Source organism: Lysinibacillus mangiferihumi, assembly GCF_003049665.1.
Taxonomy (GTDB): domain Bacteria; phylum Bacillota; class Bacilli; order Bacillales_A; family Planococcaceae; genus Lysinibacillus; species Lysinibacillus mangiferihumi.
Map to the genome: position 1 here is coordinate 1 of NZ_PYWM01000023.1, position 18,025 is coordinate 18,025.

14 protein-coding genes are annotated in these 18,025 nt (G+C 36.8%); 9 read left to right on the plus strand and 5 right to left on the minus strand.

Going from position 1 to position 18,025, the window contains the following annotated elements; translation table 11 throughout:
* Positions 1-489: 489 nt before the first annotated feature.
* Positions 490-672, plus strand: a complete 183-nt coding sequence (locus tag C9J37_RS19210) for a hypothetical protein (RefSeq protein ID WP_025218558.1) — start codon at positions 490-492, stop codon at positions 670-672.
* Positions 673-708: 36 nt separating this feature from the next.
* Here C9J37_RS19210 and hemQ read toward each other — a convergent pair whose 3' ends face one another.
* A complete protein-coding gene (gene hemQ / locus C9J37_RS19215; RefSeq protein ID WP_107896666.1) occupies positions 709-1,461 on the minus strand; it encodes a hydrogen peroxide-dependent heme synthase in 753 nt (250 codons plus the stop codon).
* Between the two features lie 161 nt (positions 1,462-1,622).
* Here hemQ and C9J37_RS19220 point away from each other — a divergent pair, with 161 nt between their 5' ends.
* Entirely contained in the window at positions 1,623-2,462 is an 840-nt protein-coding gene (locus C9J37_RS19220; protein ID WP_107896667.1) for an octanoyl-[GcvH]:protein N-octanoyltransferase, read from the plus strand.
* A gap of 31 nt (positions 2,463-2,493) precedes the next feature.
* Here C9J37_RS19220 and C9J37_RS19225 read toward each other — a convergent pair whose 3' ends face one another.
* On the minus strand, positions 2,494-3,144 hold the full coding sequence (locus C9J37_RS19225; protein ID WP_103977472.1) for an RsfA family transcriptional regulator: 651 nt from the start codon (positions 3,142-3,144) through the stop codon (positions 2,494-2,496).
* Positions 3,145-3,376: 232 nt separating this feature from the next.
* Between C9J37_RS19225 and C9J37_RS19230 the strand changes: the two genes are divergently transcribed.
* The 3 genes from C9J37_RS19230 (at position 3,377) to C9J37_RS19240 (ending at position 10,845) form a co-directional block, all read left to right on the plus strand.
* A complete protein-coding gene (locus C9J37_RS19230; RefSeq protein ID WP_024362844.1) occupies positions 3,377-3,604 on the plus strand; it encodes a YuzB family protein in 228 nt (75 codons plus the stop codon).
* Positions 3,605-3,786: 182 nt separating this feature from the next.
* Positions 3,787-5,091, plus strand: coding sequence for an HD domain-containing protein (locus C9J37_RS19235; protein ID WP_107896668.1), 1,305 nt, complete (start codon positions 3,787-3,789; stop codon positions 5,089-5,091).
* Between the two features lie 465 nt (positions 5,092-5,556).
* Complete coding sequence (locus tag C9J37_RS19240; protein WP_107896669.1) at positions 5,557-10,845, plus strand: collagen binding domain-containing protein; 5,289 nt, start codon at positions 5,557-5,559, stop codon at positions 10,843-10,845.
* Positions 10,846-10,894: 49 nt separating this feature from the next.
* Here C9J37_RS19240 and C9J37_RS19245 read toward each other — a convergent pair whose 3' ends face one another.
* Entirely contained in the window at positions 10,895-11,563 is a 669-nt protein-coding gene (locus C9J37_RS19245; RefSeq protein WP_107896670.1) for a class A sortase, read from the minus strand.
* A gap of 107 nt (positions 11,564-11,670) precedes the next feature.
* Complete coding sequence (locus tag C9J37_RS19250) at positions 11,671-11,856, minus strand: 2-hydroxymuconate tautomerase (RefSeq protein ID WP_024362848.1); 186 nt, start codon at positions 11,854-11,856, stop codon at positions 11,671-11,673.
* Positions 11,857-11,980: 124 nt separating this feature from the next.
* Here C9J37_RS19250 and C9J37_RS19255 point away from each other — a divergent pair, with 124 nt between their 5' ends.
* The gene (locus C9J37_RS19255) at positions 11,981-12,496 is read left to right on the plus strand and encodes a YwhD family protein (protein WP_024362849.1); all 516 of its coding nucleotides are present in this window, start codon (positions 11,981-11,983) and stop codon (positions 12,494-12,496) included.
* A gap of 347 nt (positions 12,497-12,843) precedes the next feature.
* Here the strand turns inward: C9J37_RS19255 and C9J37_RS19260 are convergent, their stop codons facing one another.
* Positions 12,844-14,898, minus strand: coding sequence for a transglycosylase domain-containing protein (locus C9J37_RS19260; protein ID WP_107896671.1), 2,055 nt, complete (start codon positions 14,896-14,898; stop codon positions 12,844-12,846).
* Between the two features lie 311 nt (positions 14,899-15,209).
* Between C9J37_RS19260 and speB the strand changes: the two genes are divergently transcribed.
* The 3 genes from speB (at position 15,210) to C9J37_RS29060 (ending at position 18,017) form a co-directional block, all read left to right on the plus strand.
* Positions 15,210-16,082 (plus strand): agmatinase, encoded by an 873-nt coding sequence (gene speB / locus C9J37_RS19265; protein ID WP_107896672.1) that lies wholly within the window; start codon positions 15,210-15,212, stop codon positions 16,080-16,082.
* Positions 16,083-16,638: 556 nt separating this feature from the next.
* The gene (locus C9J37_RS19270) at positions 16,639-17,484 is read left to right on the plus strand and encodes a MerR family transcriptional regulator (protein WP_107896673.1); all 846 of its coding nucleotides are present in this window, start codon (positions 16,639-16,641) and stop codon (positions 17,482-17,484) included.
* 95 nt (positions 17,485-17,579) lie between these two features.
* The gene (locus C9J37_RS29060; RefSeq protein WP_235617175.1) at positions 17,580-18,017 is read left to right on the plus strand and encodes a C45 family peptidase; all 438 of its coding nucleotides are present in this window, start codon (positions 17,580-17,582) and stop codon (positions 18,015-18,017) included.
* The last annotated feature ends 8 nt before the right edge of the window (positions 18,018-18,025 follow it).

Sequence of the window (18,025 nt, forward strand, 5' to 3'; positions counted from 1 at the left end):
GGGCTGAAAAGTCTGCAAGTTCGTTACGAAACTTTGCGTTACTCATCTTAATTGAACCGCCGTATACGGAACCGTACGTACGGTGGTGTGAGAGGTCGGGAGTTAATCACTCCCTCCTACTCGATTATGCCGTTGTTGCCCGCGTCTTACATTATGTGCTGTTCTGAGCTGGAGTCACCGCCTTCGCTACCAACAACTAGTGAATACTTCCATTTTTTTGCAAATAGCCAAGTTCTCATAATAGCAAAAATTTACGAACAGCTTTCCTCTGTTCCTTAAATTTTTTGAGTTATGTCCCAGCCTCTTATTACAATTTAACAAGAAGATGTATATGCTCGGCCCTCGCTTGAATAATAACCAAGTACAAGGGGAGTAATAGTTTTTTTGCGAAAAAATGTGAAAAAACTTATGATTTGCAAGTATATTGAAAATGCATTGTGACATACTAAAGTGAAACTGATTATTGTTTTTATAAAAAGGAGTAGTACAATGCGTATTTTCGGTATGTTTGTAGCCATTATCGCAAGTGCATTTATGGCTGTTGGAATTGCTGAGTATTATGATCAGCCATATGATTGGTATTTAGTATTTTTCATGATTCTTATTGGATTTTTTATTCATACCATTATTTTAATAGTAGAATCTGAATACAGTGAGGAAAATGAAGTATAAAAAATGCGAGCCCATTTGATATGGACTCGCATTTTTTTATTTAACTGATAGGAAATTAACCAATTTTTCGTTATTAAGTAGGTTGCCGACGAAAAATTCACCGAACTCACCGTAACGAGCAGAAACTTCGTCAAAACGCATTTCATAAACGAGTTTTTTGAACTGTAATACGTCATCTGCAAATAGTGTAACGCCCCATTCGTGGTCATCAAAACCTACAGAACCAGTGATAATTTGTTTTACTTTACCAGCATAGCCGCGACCAATCATACCGTGAGAACGCATTAAAGACTTACGCTCGTCCATTGATAGCATATACCAGTTATCATTCCCTTGGCGACGTTTGTCCATTGGATAGAAGCAAACATACTTAGAACGAGGTAGTTCAGGGTATAGACGTGCACGGACATGTGGATTTTGGTATGGGTCTTCGTTTGATTCGCCAGCTAAGTAGTTTGAAAGCTCAACAACAGATACATAAGAATATGTAGGAATAGTAAAATCAGCAATAGCTAATTTATTAAATTCCGCTTCCAGCTCTTGTAATTCATCCATTGTTTCGCGTAATGTCATAATCATAAAGTCGGCCTTTTGACCAACAATCGCGTAGAAAGCATGAGCACCTGTTTTAGCAACATCTGCTTCATTTAACTTTTCTAAATAAGCAATAAATTCTTCAACTGCTGCTTGACGTTCTTCTGCGGATACAAGTTTCCAAGAAGCCCAGTCAATTGAGCGGAAATCATGTAAAGCGTACCAACCGTCTAATGTAATTGCTGCTTCATTCATATGCAAAGCACTCCTTTATAAGTGAAAATCATTCTTAATTTAGTTTATCATAGTTTGTACGAAATCCCTAAGTTCATGATTGATTTTCACGAATTTGACACCATCTATGGATAATGTATGCTAAAGAGAAAAGATGATGGAAATAGAGGAGCTTTAAAAACATGAACAGTAATTTACAACAGCCAATTTGGCGTTTTTATGATCAATCTATCAGCTTGAAAAATAGCAGCCCCCTTGAATCATTTGCAACAGATGATACATTATGTCAATTGGTAGGACAGCTAGTTTCCCCACCGACTATCCGTACATGGGTACATAATGCGTCAGTTGTACTTGGTATTCAAGATCATCGGTTACCTCATGTACAGCAAGGCATGAAGTTGCTTGAGAAGCAGGGCTATCATCCCATTGTGCGCAATTCAGGTGGTCTTGCCGTTGTGTTGGATGAAGGGATACTGAATATATCAGTTGTTTTATCTGAACAAACAAAAGCCATAGGCATTAATGATGGCTATGATGTCATGGTTGCGCTGATTAAAGCACTATTTCCTGAAGCCGCTGATAAAATCCAAGCCTATGAAATTGTCGGCTCCTATTGCCCAGGTTCCTATGATTTAAGTATTGAAGGCAAGAAATTTGCAGGTATTTCCCAAAGACGATTACGACAAGGTGTAGCAGTGCAAATTTATTTATGTATTGAAGGAAGCGGTGCGGAGCGTGCAGCACTAATTCGTGATTTTTACGCTGAAAGTTTACAAGGAGAGGTAACGAAATTTACGTATCCTCATATACTACCAGATGTAATGGCTTCGCTAAGTGAATTAGTGGATGCCTCTTTAACAGTCAAAGACGTAGTTATTCGTTTACAGCAAATGCTGCATACAATGGCTGAAGAAGTTCGTTTAGAGCCATTTCACGATGAAGAATTACCATTATATGCATTTTATTTACAACGAGTATTAGAGCGAAATGCCAAAATGCTTGCGTTGAAGTCATTGTAATCACAATTTCTAGCAAAAAAAGGCGATGGTGCTAACTAAGCACATCGCCATTTTCTTTTTGATAGGTTGGACCACTAACAACTAAATTTCCGTTTTTCTCCATTTTAAAAACAGGCGCAATACGTTCTTCCTCTTCATCTAGGGTTACAAGGCGTCTAGCGCGGTTCATAATTTGTACAAACTGCTCATAATCTTTACGAATTGCACGATTTTCTTCTTCAAGCTGCGCAATGGTTTTCTCTAGCTTTTTATTTTTCTCGGATGTTACGTGCACAAGTTGTCTCCATTTTGAAGACTCATTCCCTATTTCACCAGAATGTTGTAAACGTAGTAAATATGCTATGACAATATCAAGAGATAGAGCAGATAAAGGAATTGACTTGCTATCTGTATCACTATTATTTATTGTAAACATACTTGTGGAACGACGTCTTGCTGGTGCACCCAACACTCGCATTCTCTCTTTTCTTTCTTTTTTCGCCTCAGCTAGTTGCTCCTCATAAGCTTTACGAACAACTGCATTCCAACGGAAACCACATGCAGCAGCCGTACGATTTAACGCATCACCAGCTTCTTCAAAAGCATTTAATTGTGTACTACCTTCCGTTACGTGACGAATTACTGCCTCTGCTAGCAATTCATCATTTTCTTCTAACCAAGCATCTTGTCTTACTTTACTCATTATAATATCCTCCCACCTTTATTTGGAATTTCTTTATTTATGTCTAGCATGACCAATCTTTTAACCTTTTATTCATCTATGTGAAAGGAATTATGCTTGAATACAAGGGGAATAATACGATACAATACCGTTTGTAGGTTTGTGCGTATGCTACATACTTAAATATGTGAAGGTTATGCGGACATTAGAAAATTTTATTGAAAAATACTATATAGAAAGGGTTGTTGACAAAATGGCAAACGAATTTAAAGTTTGCGATGAATGTCAGGCCGTTAACTTAAAAACGTTAATTCCAAAATTAAAGGAAATCGATCCTGATGCAACCATCGAAATTGGCTGTCACTCTTATTGTGGCCCAGGTCGTAAAAAAACATTTACATTTGTAAATAGTCGCCCTGTTGCTGCATTAACGGAAGAAGAACTAATGGAAAAAGTTTTAGCTAAATTAAAAAATAAGTAATAAAAGACTATCTTCACACGGCTGAAGGTAGTTTTTGTTTGTTTTAGGACGATAATAACCTGTATGAAGTGGAAATTACGTTTAATTAGGTTGATAGGCTCTATAATTACAGTGTAATCTCTATGCTAGTTCTATAATGTTTGCATATAATAGAAGAAAGATGAAATGGAGGTGCTGTACAAATGACACATTATGCAAAGGCAAAATTACAAGAAGAAAAAGTATTTAAAGATCCTGTACATCGTTATGTACATGTACGAGATCAAGTTATTTGGGATTTAGTAGGAACAAGAGAATTTCAACGTTTGCGTAGAATTCGCCAACTAGGCACTACGTTTTTAGTATTCCACGGAGCAGAGCATAGTCGCTTTAGTCATTCACTTGGTGTTTATGAAATTGTGCGTCGTATTATCGATGATGTTTTTGTAGGTCGCCCTGATTGGGATGAAGACGAGCGACTGCTAGTGCTTTGTGCAGCCCTATTACATGATTTAGGACATGGTCCATTTTCACATGCATTTGAAAATGTGTTTGAGTTAGATCATGAATTTTACACAAGACAAATTTTGCTTGGGGATACGGAAGTACATGCAGTGCTAAAAAAAGTTGCACCCAATTTTCCTGAAAAAGTATCACAAGTAATTGAAAAAACGTATCCGAACAAGCAAGTCATAAGTTTAATATCAAGCCAAATCGATGCGGATCGTATGGATTACTTACAACGTGACGCCTATTTTACAGGTGTAAGCTATGGTCATTTTGATATGGAACGTATATTACGTGTCATGCGCCCACGTAAAAATCAAGTAGTAATTAAAGCAACAGGTATGCATGCTGTAGAAGATTATATTATGAGTCGCTATCAAATGTACTTACAAATCTATTTCCATCCTGTATCGCGAAGTGCAGAAGTAATTTTGAATAATATTTTAAAGCGAGCGAAGCAATTAAGCAATGCAGGCTATAAGTTTAAGCATGAGCCCACACATTTTTTGGCATTTTTCAAAAATACGATTACGTTGGAAGATTACCTTGCCCTAGATGAAAGTATTTTGTTTACATATTTTCAATTATGGATGCAAGAGGATGATGCGATATTAAGTGATTTAAGTCGCCGTTTTGTGAATCGTAAGCTATTCCAATACATTGATTTAGATCCGGGAGTAGAACTTGAGAAATATCAAAAGTTACAAGCGTTATTTAAACAAGCAGACATCAATCCAGACTACTACCTTGTCCATGACACAACGGCAGATCTTCCTTACGATTTTTATCGACCAGGTGAGGAAGAAGTACGTGTCCCTATCTTTTTAGAAATGAAAAACGGAGAATTACGTGAATTGTCACGCGAATCGATTATCGTTGATTCCATTTCTGGACGCATGAAACGAGATCATAAAGTATATTTTCCACTTGATATATTAGAGGACTCTAGTACACAAGCATCAGTGAAACAACAAATTTTAAAGTTATTACAAATACAATGAACATATCAAGTGTAAATCTATCTAATTTAGTTATATATAAATTACTTGTTTTGTATAAGCAATACAAAAGCACTAAACTCGCTAGAAAATAGTGATGGTTTAGTGCTTTTTCTTATGCACAATTACATATTCGATTAGTGAAGATGTCATTAATATAGGAATTGTTAGTGAAAAAAATGGCAATGTTTAGAATTTGTTTAGAATCATTTTTTATAATGAATGAAAACCAAAAGGGGGTGAGGCCATTCTATTCAGCAAAGGCGTCACACACCAGTTATCGATACAAAAACGGTATGTGTACCGAGTGTATGAAGGGTTCTTATGTATCAATGAGACGACACGTTATTAGAGGGGAAGAGGGGCAAACCGAACGTTTGTAGCAAAGTTTTCGCATAGTGTGAGAACTTACAATGTCGTCCGCAAACACTTTAAGGGATCTCTCTGAACTTAAAAAGGGAGAGAAACATGAAAAAATTAAATTTAGCAATCATTACATTGTTGCTAGTGTTCCAAACGGTACTATCACCAATTTCCGTACTTGCAGAAGATACAGGTTCTTCTGTACCTCCAGCAGTTGAAGCTAATAGTGATGAACCTACTTCTAATTCGCCGGAAACAGGCAATCCAGATGCAACAGTGCCGACACCTAGTGACACAGGCAATCCAGATGCAACAGTGCCGACACCTGGGGAAACAGGTAATCCGGATGCAACAGTGCCAACACCTGGGGAAACAGGGGAAGTTGATGGGACGGATGCTAATACGGGAGGCACGGATAATTCAACAGTGACACCACCGGAGGAATCTGACAAAGTTGACGGAGCTGAAGGTGAAGATGTAGAAGGTAAAGACAATGCGGTAGATGAAAAAACAGATAATTCAACACTTCAGCTATTGAAAGCACCTATAACACCAGGTTTACCTGTTGACAGAGATGACCCTAATTTTAAAGAAACAATAACTTTAAAGATTGATAGTAAAGTAGTTTCTGGAACAACAGCGGAAGGTCGCGTAGGTGACGAAGTTGAATTTAGAGTGGATTTAGAGTTAGCACCAGGACACAAGTATAGTGAAGGTTCTACGTTAACTTATACATTACCAAATCAATTTAAAAATTTAACAGGCGACACACCATTATTCTATGAAGGTGAACTTATTGGTAATGTAGTTGTTTCAGGTTCAACGGCTACACTTACATTTACTGATAAAATTTTAGATGATAGTGGTGCTGGTACTCTTGTGAAAGATGTATTTTACGTAATTAAAGGTACATTACAATCAACAAATAATGAGTGGTCGGAGGATATTGAAGTTCCAGGTTTTAAAACAATTAAACTGAACTTCCAGCCAAAAGCAAATAGCGGTCAAACGATTACAAAAACAGGTAAAGCAGACCGTGAAGGAATTAACAGTGAATTTATTACATGGAAAGTAGATGTAAATACAAATTTAATTGTTAATACAGATAATGATAATACAATATTTACTGATACATTGTCAGGAGAGCATAGTTTTGTCGGTAGTCCAACTGTAACTGTACTAAATATATCTCCTAATGGGGAAATAACAGAAGCCGGTTTATTGAATCTTGAACCGAAGCCTTTGTTCGACGGAAATAAATTAACAATTAAATTACCGAATAAAGCACATACAGGTTATCGTATTAACTATACAACTCAAATTGGTGACCCTGGTAACGTTGAAAGTGCAAATTTTGGTAACATAGCTAGCTATAATGAAACGCCAACGAAAGAAGTAAATGTAAAGGTTGGTTTTGGTAAACCTCTAGACAAAGAAAGTAGTGGTCCTTCTGCTACCGATTTGGCCACATATTGGACAATTAAATACAATTTCAATAAACGTAGTATTCCAGCAGCTAATGCGGAATTAACTGATGTATGGACGGATACACAAGTATTAGAAGGATCTGTAGAAGTCTATAAAGAAGATGGTTCTAAAGTTACAAGTGGATACACAGTAGATACTACAAGTAAAACTAATGGTTTTACTCTAAAATTTAGTGGTGCTGTAAACGATGCATACGTTATTAAATACAAAACAAGACCAGCTCTTAATATATATCCTACGAGTGACATTCAAGTGGAAAATACTGTAATCCGTAAAGATATGCGGGATAATCCCAAGGTAGCTTACTCAAAATATAGTAGTGAAAGCTTAATATTAGATAAAACTGCTACAGGTGTTGATTATACAGCTAAGACAATGTCTTGGGAAATCGAGGCGAATCAAGCGAGGTACACTTTAAAAAAAGATACGATATTTGAAGATACGTATAACGGTTCGCTATTAAGTTTAACAAACGATTTTATAATCACTGTGGATGGAATACCATTTACTAACTATGAATTAACAAAAGATACCGCTATTGTAGATGGTAAGAATAGAGAAACTGGATTTAACATTAAGTTAAATGAAGATGTTAGCGGTGTAATTGTAATTAAGTATACAACTGACTATGATATTAAAGATACTGGTTCAAATAGTCGTGATTTCAATAATACAGTAACATTGAAAGATACAGGTGTGTTTAAAGGAATTGCAACAGACACGGATAAGCAAACTATTAAAAATGAACAAAAAACAAACGGTAAAAAAGATGGTTACTATGATTATGCAACGAAGACATTCCACTGGTATGTAGAGTTAAACTTTAACTATAATACATTTACAAATGCAGTATTTAAAGATACCTTACCAGCATCTCAAAAAGTGACAAGTATTAAAGTAACGAAAGGTACATTAGATAAGTCAGGGAAGTTTGTGCCTGGTTCTAGCGAAGATATTCCTATCTCGGAGGACAAACATGAAATTCTGCTTGAATTAGGTCCAATTTCCGTACCATATAAAGTGGAGTATACCTCAGTAGATGCTGATGATGTGTTCCCACACGGTTCAGATATTAAAATTAGTAATGAAGCAGCGTTATATGAAGGTACCAGCACTACACCTAATGCAAAGTGGGACAAGGTTGTAACAGTTGAAAATACTAAAAAGATTTTAGATAAAACGGGTAATCAAGTAGGAGCGTCTCCAAAAATTAACTGGGACTTCAAATTTAACTATGCTCAGTCTCAATTAAACAATATTGAAATTACTGATATCGTTGGTAAAGATAGTGAAAATAACCCAGAGCAACTTATTTTAAAAGATACATTTAAAGTGTATGAAGTAAGTTTTACAGGTACTACAGCAGAAGGTGAGCCAAAGATAACACGTAAGGAAATTACATTACCAGCTGGCGCTTTAGATGTTGATATTGTAGCAGGGACATTTAAATTAAAATTACCTGATGGTAAAAAAGCATATGATGTTGAGTATTCTACTGTATTTATGGGATCATCAGGTTCCGATGTGGAAAACTATGTAAATGTTGCTTATACAAGTTTAGACGGTGATAAAGGCTCTGATGTTGGAAAGAAATTGAAATTCACTTATATTGGTGGAGGTAACGTAAGTAAAGTACCATTTATTATTATCAAAACTGATGCAGCAACAGGCTTACCGATGAAAAATGTTAAGTTCGATTTATATGGTCCGTATACAGGTCAAACATTGTTAGCATCAAAATCAACAGATGAATTTGGCTATTTAAACTATGGTCTAAAATTAGCGCAAAGTACGTCAGGTAATAAATATAGAATTGTGGAAGAAAAGCAAGACGGTTATAAAGCATTAGAAAAAGAGTTTGAGCTAAATCCTGCTAAAATTGAGACAACAGGTAAGTACAAAGGATACCAAGTAATTGAAATAGAAAATGAACCTGAAAGTGGTTTGAAATGTTCCAAGTACGAGTTAACAGTATATGATATTGACGGAAACGTAACTAATGGAGGGAAAATAACATTAGTTAATAAGGCAACAGATATGTCAGTAGAATATTCACTAGGTACAGATGGTAAAATTTCATTTACACCAGACCAAGTAAAGGCAGGTCAATACGATGTTAAATATAATGGTGTAACGTTGAAGACGATAACAATCCAGTACAATGATGAGTGTGGAGAAAGTATTCAACCAGCACCAAAATGTGATAACTTCACGATTGCAATTGAAGACACAGAAGGTAATATTCGTACAAACATTAAAGAATTAACGTTAAAATCAGGGACTACAGAAGCAAAAGTCTCTCCTAATGCGGCTGGTAAGTTTGTTTTTGCATCTAATAAAATTAATCCAACTGATGGCATAAAACCAGGCGATTATATGGTTTATGAGGGTAACTTATTCTTAGGAACAGTGAATTTAACGTACGCAGAAAACTGTGGTCACGAATTTATTGTAAAGCAAGCACCAAAATGTGAAACGTTTAAACTAACTGTTAAGGATGTAGATGGCAAGTTAGTTGCGGACGGTACTTCTGTAACAGTGAAAGATACAGATGATAAAATTGTTGCGACAAAAACGACAACGAATGGTGTGCTGGAATTAACAAATCTGCAACCAGGTATTTATAAAGTTGAAGTCAATGGCAAAGAAAATGGAAGTTTCCAATCGAATATAGACTGTGAAGCAACAGTGCAACCAGCACCTTCTTGTCCAATCTTTACATTAACGGTGAAAGATGAAAATGGTAATGTTCGCCCGAATGTAAGTAATATTATGATCAAAGATAAAAACGGCGCAACAATTGCTTCAAACAAAACAACAGACGCAGTAGGTCAAGTGACGATGCCATCTCAAGATATTCCTTCAGGGGACTATAGCGTGTATCAAGGCGACCTATTTATTGGTCAAATTACAGTTCAATATTCCGTTCATTGTCAAGCGGAAATTGTAGCAGCACCTACATGTCCTTCGTTTACATTGACTGTACAAACTGCATTTGGTACGCCTCTTGCAAATGCGATAGTCACTGTGAAAGATGTGAAAGGAAATACGATTAAAGATGCGAATGGTAACGACAAGCTAACAACGTCTGTTGCTGGAACTATTGTTTTACCAGATAAAGCAATTCAACAAGGAACGTACAATGTATATGAAGGAAGTCGTTTAATTGGCTCTTTCGTTGTAAAAGATACATGTTCGGCACTTGTAAAACCGTCATTACCAGGTGATAACGGTGGAGGCGGTGGCGGTGGTTCAACACCACCAGAACCAGGTAAACCAGTGGATCCAAACAAGCCAACACCAGAACCAGGTAAACCGGTGGATCCGAACAAGCCAACACCAGAACCAGGTAAACCAGTGGATCCAAACAAGCCAACACCAGAACCAGGTAAACCGGTGGATCCAAACAAGCCAACACCAGAACCAGGTAAACCGGTGGATCCGAACAAGCCAACACCAGATCCAGAACAACCGGTGAATCCTGAAAATCCATCAACAAATACAGAAGAGCCAAGTAATCCAGGGAATCCTTCAACAGATTCAAAAGATCCAACGGCTCCTGGAAAAACAGATACGTCTAAACCAACTGTACAAGATGTTATTGATCAAGGGAAAAACTTGCCGTCAATTAATACTTCTACTGCAAATAAAGATACGCTAGATGCGTATAAAGATTTCATTGATAACTATAACCAATTATCAAAAGAAGAGCAGGAAGAAATTGCAAAATCACTTGATGTAGATAAAATCAAAGCAGATGCAAAACGTTTAGAAACGCAATTACAGGCACAAGGTAAGTTGCCTCAAACAGATGGAGCCAATCAAACAGCTCTTACTCTAACGGGTGTAGCGCTTGTTTTAGGCGCATTGTTCTTCTTACGTCGTCGTAAGGCAGAAATGAAATAATGTATAAAATAACCCCCCATGACCATTCAGTCTTGGGGGGTTTCCTATACTAAAAAGCTTCTGATAGCTTGGCAGGTGCATCGTTTAAAGGATATTGCTCCACAAAATCTGCATGGACAGCCAGGCGTTTTGTGCCATTATCTGCACATGTAATAAGGGTTAAAATGGTTTGATTTGGGATATCGTCAATGACATAGACATCTGTTGCTGCAATCACTTTTTTAGTTGTTAATTTGTATTCATAAATAGTTGTTAAATCCGTTAAGTAAATCGCATCACCAATATTTGCATTATACAATGGACTAAATAATATATCTTTATTTTCAAAATAATGACCTGCTAAGGCGTAGTTTCCTTGCCCCAACGTTTGGTTTGCCTTCATCGTACCTGCGCCAACAGCAAGGGAGGCATTCCCGACGCCTTTAATTATAGGAAGAGATAGCTCTACAGTTGGTATGGCAATACTGCCGATGACAGGTAAGTTATCCAGCTGTGTCTGTGCTTTTAACACTTCAGCTATGGATAGGGATTGAACATCTTCAAATGCAAAATCTGCTGTCGCTTGATTGTTCTTTTCGATATCTTCGGCACTGTAATCGGTCGTATTCAATTGTTGACTTAAGTGGGCAATAACTGCATTTTGAATCGGATTAATAAAAATAAGTAGTAGACCGATTATCAATAAACAAATAAGTACTGCTATTTTAAGCTTGTTCATATTGTAAGGTCACCTCCCTATATGAAAGAATCGCGGATAGCAACGTGGATAGATTATTTTGACTAAAAAAATGGGTAGAGCGGTCTGTTGCTCTACCCGAATGATAGTTATTTATCGCTGAAGCGGACGCCTGCCACACCATAATGGTTTTTAGACATTTCTTCAATGAAAACTGTTACGTTTTCAACGGGTGCGTTTACTGTGCGTGAAACGGCTTCTGTTACTTCTTTTACTAGTGCGCGTTTTTGTTCCTCCGTACGGCCTTCAATCATTTTTACTGTTACATATGGCATAATAGTGCCTCCTTTTAGAATTATGTTGTATAGTTAGTTTATAAGAAATTATAAACTTCTTACTTATGCACAAAAGCGCAAGAATAGCTTTACTTTATAATAGCAGAATGGAGGGAATTAAAGTATGGCAAATGAAGAGAAACCAAAACAAAAAATGGGCTTTACCATTATAAAAAATGACCCGACAGACGGCCATAAAGGATTTGGTATTGGTTCGCTTTCACTTGAAAACGTGTCACCAGTCATTATTGATATAGAAGAAGGGAAAGCTTCAGTTGAAATTGGGGCGATGCATGCACGTAGCGATGTAGAACGGGGCATTAAATTTACGACAGATCGTGCTGATTCAGAAGGTGGGAAGCCTTACTGGTTGGTTTGGGTAACGATTGACCATAAAGCGGATGGACCTTACTATGCTGGTGTAACAGCTTGTGAAATGGTAGTAAATCGTGAAAAACGCCGTGGATACAAAATTTTGGCGGATCACGTTAATAAAATGGATAAGTCGATGAAACGACAAATTATTGTAGACCATATGGATGAAGCGTCTAAAAAAGTATTAGCTTCTTTCCTAGAGGAGCTGAATCCAGAGCTGTGGATGCGTAGTGAGGAGCAATTACGTCAAGACTTATTTGTATAATAGACCTACAATGATTGAACAATCTGTGACATTTTGCAATCGCTTTCGATATAAGGTTGAAAGTAGATATGAAAAAAAGTACACTTGATTCAGAGCTTACATTTTAGTAAGCTAGGACACTTTGGTCCCAAGAATGTGATGAGTGCTATGCGGCATTTGAACAACCCAAACCCAAGCCAAATGCCCCATGATTCTCATCCTTTCCAGGACCAAAAATAAGAAAAGCTTTCTGTTCCCACGGACACGTCTCCGGGGAAGAGAAAGCTTTTCTTTTTCGCTTTATATCTATAGCCTTTGTCGAGAGCTTTCATTCAATAAAACGATGATGCCCCGTTAAAGGTTGCGCATTATTGTTTATTATTGAAGAATGGAAGCATATTCCAAAATTCTCCCCATGTATTGCTATCCAGAATATCAAAGTTTGTACATTTTTCACTAGGTACATCTTTCGTTTCTAAATATACTAGACGTTGTTTAGGGCAGGCATCTGTTGCAAGCTTTCCTGTTTCAATATCAATTACTACTCCTTTAACGCCTTTTGGTTTTGCGAAGTCTTCGTTTTTAGTCCCTTTATTCACGCTTTCCATAAAGTCGATCCAAATTTGCTTTGTTGCAGCCGAATCTTCTTTTGAAGTAAGGTTTTTACCTTGGTCGTAGCCGTTCCAAACACCCGCTGTTAAATTTGGTGTAAAGCCGATAAGCCATTGATCACTATTGGTAGAACCAGATTTTGCGGCATACGTATGCGTCATACGTGAACGAATACTAATCCCTGTAGCAGGTGAGTAGTCACTAAATACAGGATCGAAAATACCAGTCATCATTTCTGTTAGTATATAGGTATTTTCTTTTGACAGCACCGTTTCATTTTGTTTTTCAACGTTTTTATTATCGTAAATAACTTCTCCATTGGCATTTTTAATGGAGATAATCGTTGTCGGCATGGTTTTTTGTCCTTGTGACGCTAAAATATTATAAGCATTTGTCATATCGTACAGTGTCGTTTCCATCGTTCCAAGAGCAAGTGATAGATTGTCTTTTGAGCCTATATTTACGCCAAAACGGTCTGCTATATTATGAAATGCTTTAAATCCAATATCCTCTAACGTTTTAACTGCATAGATATTATCGGAAATTGCAATTGCCTGAGCCATTGACATGTCATGGTCTGCGAATTCACCGTTGACGTTTTTAGGAGAGTAAGTGCTGCGTCCGTTATCAATAGTGAACGTAGTTTGTCCGACATCTAAATACGTTAAAGGCGTATAGCCATTTTCTAACGCTGCTGCATATAAAACGGGCTTAATCGTTGACCCTGGTTGACGTTTAGCTTGTGTCACACGGTTAAATGAGCTTGCTGCATAGTCTTTCCCTCCAACAAGCGCTGTAACAGCTCCTGTTTTCGATTGCATACTGACAAACCCTGTTTGCAAATCATTAGCTGGCATATTTTTAGCTACGGCTTCTTCTGCTGCTTTTTGATGACCTAGGTTAAGCGTTGTTTGAATGGTCCAACCGCCTTCGCTAATATCAAGATTTTTTGCTTTTAAAATTTCACTAGCTTCTTGCCAAGCTACATCTAAGAAATAAGGTGCCACGGATTTAGAGGCAACCCACATATCGTTCTTTAAGACAAGTTGCTCTTCTTGTGCACGCGTTTTCTCTTCTTGTGTTATTGCCCCTTGATCTGCCATCAGTTTTAAAATGACGTGCTGGCGATTTGTTGCCTTTTCAAGATTGGCAATGGGTGAGTAAATACTTGGTCCTTTCGGTACACCTGCAAGCATGGATGCCTCCGCTAACGTCAAGTCTTTTGCTGATTTTCCGTAATAATAGCGACTTGCAGCTTCTACGCCATACATACCATGTCCGTAGTAAACAGTGTTCAAATAACCTTCTAATATTTCGTCTTTGTTATAAAAAACTTCTAATCTATAAGCATACAATGCTTCGTTTGCTTTTCGAGTCCATGATTTTTCATGGGATAAATATAAATTCCGAGCATATTGTTGGGTGATTGTACTTGCACCTTGCACCTTACTACCAGCCTTAATATCAACTAATAACGCACCGGCAATACGAGAAAAGTCAAAACCGCTATGTTTGTAGAAATCTTTATCCTCTACAGCGACGGCAGCTTTTACTAAATAGGGTGACATCTCATCAAGACTTACCCAATAGCGACGTTCATTTGTAAAATGGTCTCCAATTTGGTTCTCGTTTTCATCTAAGAAAATAGAGGCTTTCGGTACAGTTAATGGCGGTGCACCAGCCACTTGAACATAGACGCGTAGGGCAATAAATGCTACTACTATTGCAGATGCAAAGGCGACAAAAAGTGTAAGCGTTTTGCGTGTACGCTTTATACGCTTTTGCTTACGTTGATAGCTTTTTCTTTTCATCCGACTTCACCTCGATTTCTAACAACTTGCGTTTAGTATGTGTCTGAATATTATTCTTTAATCGGAATTGTAAGCAAAAACTATTGCACTTTATTCAAAAACATCTATACTTTTTTTGTACTGATATGAAACGCTAGCTTTCGACAACAGCATTGCACTTTGTAGATTTTAAATGAATTTTGCTAGACGTTCCAATAATGTATACGAGGATTTGCTGAGTGAGGTTTCATTACAAACCTGTAAGTCCTTCGTGTGTAATAACTATAACAACTGAATTTCATAGGAAGTTCAGAGATTAATGGAGGCTAGATATGAGATTTGATGAAGCTTATTCAGGAAATGTTTTTATAAAAAGTCATCCTACATATGAGGATGCACAGGCAGTTATTTATGGCATGCCGATGGACTGGACAGTAAGTTATCGTCCTGGGTCACGTTTTGGTCCACAACGTATTCGTGAAGTGTCGATTGGTCTAGAAGAGTATAGCCCATATTTAGATCGCGAATTAGAAGAGGTAAAGTATTTTGATGCTGGGGATATTCCATTACCATTTGGCAATGCCCAACGTTCTTTAGATGAAATTGAGAAATTCATTGTGAAGTTATTAGAAGATGGCAAAATTCCTGTCGGCATGGGCGGCGAGCATTTAGTGTCTTGGCCTGTAATGAAGGCAGTTTCTGCAAAATATGATGACTTAGCCATTATTCATTTTGATGCACATACAGATTTACGTGTGGAATATGAAGGGGAGCCACTTTCCCATTCAACACCGATTCGTAAAATTGCTGAGCATATTGGGCCGAAAAATGTCTATTCATTTGGCATTCGTTCAGGTATGAAGGAAGAATTTGACTGGGCGAAAGAAAACGGTATGCATATTTCAAAATTTGAAGTGTTACAACCGTTAAAAGAAGTGTTACCAACATTAGCTGGCCGCAATGTATATGTGACAATCGATATCGATGTACTAGATCCAGCGCATGCACCTGGTACTGGTACTGTAGATTGTGGGGGCATTACGTCTAAAGAGTTATTAGCTTCTATTCATGCAATTGCTGCAAGTGGCGTGAATGTAGTAGGCTTTGACTTAGTTGAAGTAGCACCAATCTATGACACATCAGAAATGACAGCCAATACGGCAAGTAAATTATTAAGAGAAATGATTTTAGGTTGGGTAAAATAATAGAGGCTTTGTATAGGTTGATATGAAGCGGTTAGAGTGGGGTTAGCGATGAGCTAGCCCCATTTTTAGCTCCAATTGCCTTTAAACGCTCACTAATTACGGATACGGTTTGCGCCGCCAGCTCTAACTATATAAAATGATTTCCGTACTTACAGTCGAATTTCCGATGTATTTAGTACGCTACGCAATGATGAATACTTAAAGAAAGTCATTGCAACTATAAAGGCTAGTGAAGAATATACAGGACATAGCTAAGAATAAAGTTTGGGACGTTTCGATGAAAATTTTGAAAATTATGGTAATATTTCTCGGTTACTTTAAACAGTAACTACAACAATGGTGAAAAAAGATTCTCCATGAAATTATCGTATGGCATCCAAGAAGTTTCATCCCGATGCATGCGGTAATGATGGTAGCAAGATGAAGTTAAAGGTGTAAAAGGAGTTATAAAGGAGAGGGAATAGATTTCTTCTATGCTTATTCCTTCTCTGACGAAGACTTCGATTTATCACAAACTAAATAAATAAAAATTTTGTAATTGTAAAGGGAGAATGCAATGTATTCCATAGGTGGATTTTCTAAAATATGTAATATTCCTGTTAAAACAATACGCTATTATAGCGACATTGGATTACTAAAACCTTCGTACATAGATCCTATAACAAACTATCGGTATTATGACTATGACAAAATTCAAATCATGAAAAAAATTATGCTTCTAAAGAGCTGTCAATTTTCTTTAACTACAATTAAGGAATTTATTAATAGCACTGAACAAGTACAACTAAAAAGTATATTAGCAGATAAAATTGATGAACTTGAGGAACGACAAGAACAAATCTCCGAACAAATAGAAGAATTGAAACGATTAAACATGCAAATAGATAAAGAAGTTCCTATAATCCCAGGGCCTTTTTTAACCGATTGCTTTATTGAAAACCGAGAGGAGACCCTAGTTTACACGATTCGTGAGAAAATAAAGGTCCAATTTATTGATGAGTTGGTTAAAAATTTATTTAATCGAGTTTACGCTTTTAATCTCGTGATTACAGGGAAATTAATGGCTATCTTTCATGAAAGAGAATTTAGTCAAAAAGAGGCTGATATAGAGCTGCTTCTTCCAGTACAACATATGAACAAAATAGAGGGCTTTAGGACTTTATCCAGTGGGATATACGCATGTATTACTGTTAAAGGCCCCTATTCGGAGTTGGATGAAGGCTATAAAAAATTGAATAGTTGGATCTTCGAACAAAATCTAACTCAGATAGAGAAAGAGATTGAAATTTATGAAGAAGGTCTTGTACCTGTCAATTTTAATAGTAGAGATATAAAACCAGATTTAAACAGACATCCTTCAGAGTTTGTTACTAAAATTTGTATACCAGTAATTAAGAAATAAAGTTAGCTTATAGTTTTATATAAAAAACAGGGTAAACTCTCCACCAACTGGAGGGTTTATTCTTTTTATATACTAATATATTGGAGGGAATTAAAATGTATCATCCGAGATTAAAGGGAGATGCTTATGACGCAGGAAAGCATTATGCAGAAATTCTTTATAAAAATGGATTTCAGTTTCCGAAAGTATCTGAAGAAAAATTAAAATTTGGAGAGTCATGCAAACATATTCTTACAGAATTTGATCCTAATATTGTGAAAGAGATAAAAGGATTTGCAGAAGGCTGTCATACTTCTTATGAAGAAGTAAGTTCTTTTCTTTTAAGTATAGGGGTATTTGAATTGGCCGGTCAATGTAGTATTTTCTCAGCTTTTAACGGGAGAGAAACTATTATTGGTCGAAATTATGATATGCTCTTTAATCTAAAAAATTTTACAGAGTCCTCACTTGTTTGTTTTGAAGGGAAAAATAAGTATGTAGGTCACTCAGATTGTTTTATTGGAAAAGTTGATGGTATAAATCAACATGGTTAATTTGTAGG

What these genes read in the sequence shown, in the direction of transcription:
- C9J37_RS19225 (WP_103977472.1), bottom strand. Translation starts at nt 3,144, where the DNA reads ATGAGTAAAGTAAGACAAGATGCTTGGTTAGAAGAAAATGATGAATTG.
- speB (WP_107896672.1), top strand. Translation starts at nt 15,210, where the DNA reads ATGAGATTTGATGAAGCTTATTCAGGAAATGTTTTTATAAAAAGTCAT.
- C9J37_RS29060 (WP_235617175.1), top strand. Translation starts at nt 17,580, where the DNA reads ATGTATCATCCGAGATTAAAGGGAGATGCTTATGACGCAGGAAAGCAT.
- hemQ (WP_107896666.1), bottom strand. Translation starts at nt 1,461, where the DNA reads ATGAATGAAGCAGCAATTACATTAGACGGTTGGTACGCTTTACATGAT.
- C9J37_RS19230 (WP_024362844.1), top strand. Translation starts at nt 3,377, where the DNA reads ATGGCAAACGAATTTAAAGTTTGCGATGAATGTCAGGCCGTTAACTTA.
- C9J37_RS19250 (WP_024362848.1), bottom strand. Translation starts at nt 11,856, where the DNA reads ATGCCATATGTAACAGTAAAAATGATTGAAGGCCGTACGGAGGAACAA.
- C9J37_RS19210 (WP_025218558.1), top strand. Translation starts at nt 490, where the DNA reads ATGCGTATTTTCGGTATGTTTGTAGCCATTATCGCAAGTGCATTTATG.
- C9J37_RS19255 (WP_024362849.1), top strand. Translation starts at nt 11,981, where the DNA reads ATGGCAAATGAAGAGAAACCAAAACAAAAAATGGGCTTTACCATTATA.
- C9J37_RS19235 (WP_107896668.1), top strand. Translation starts at nt 3,787, where the DNA reads ATGACACATTATGCAAAGGCAAAATTACAAGAAGAAAAAGTATTTAAA.
- C9J37_RS19260 (WP_107896671.1), bottom strand. Translation starts at nt 14,898, where the DNA reads ATGAAAAGAAAAAGCTATCAACGTAAGCAAAAGCGTATAAAGCGTACA.
- C9J37_RS19220 (WP_107896667.1), top strand. Translation starts at nt 1,623, where the DNA reads ATGAACAGTAATTTACAACAGCCAATTTGGCGTTTTTATGATCAATCT.
- C9J37_RS19270 (WP_107896673.1), top strand. Translation starts at nt 16,639, where the DNA reads ATGTATTCCATAGGTGGATTTTCTAAAATATGTAATATTCCTGTTAAA.
- C9J37_RS19245 (WP_107896670.1), bottom strand. Translation starts at nt 11,563, where the DNA reads ATGAACAAGCTTAAAATAGCAGTACTTATTTGTTTATTGATAATCGGT.
- C9J37_RS19240 (WP_107896669.1), top strand. Translation starts at nt 5,557, where the DNA reads ATGAAAAAATTAAATTTAGCAATCATTACATTGTTGCTAGTGTTCCAA.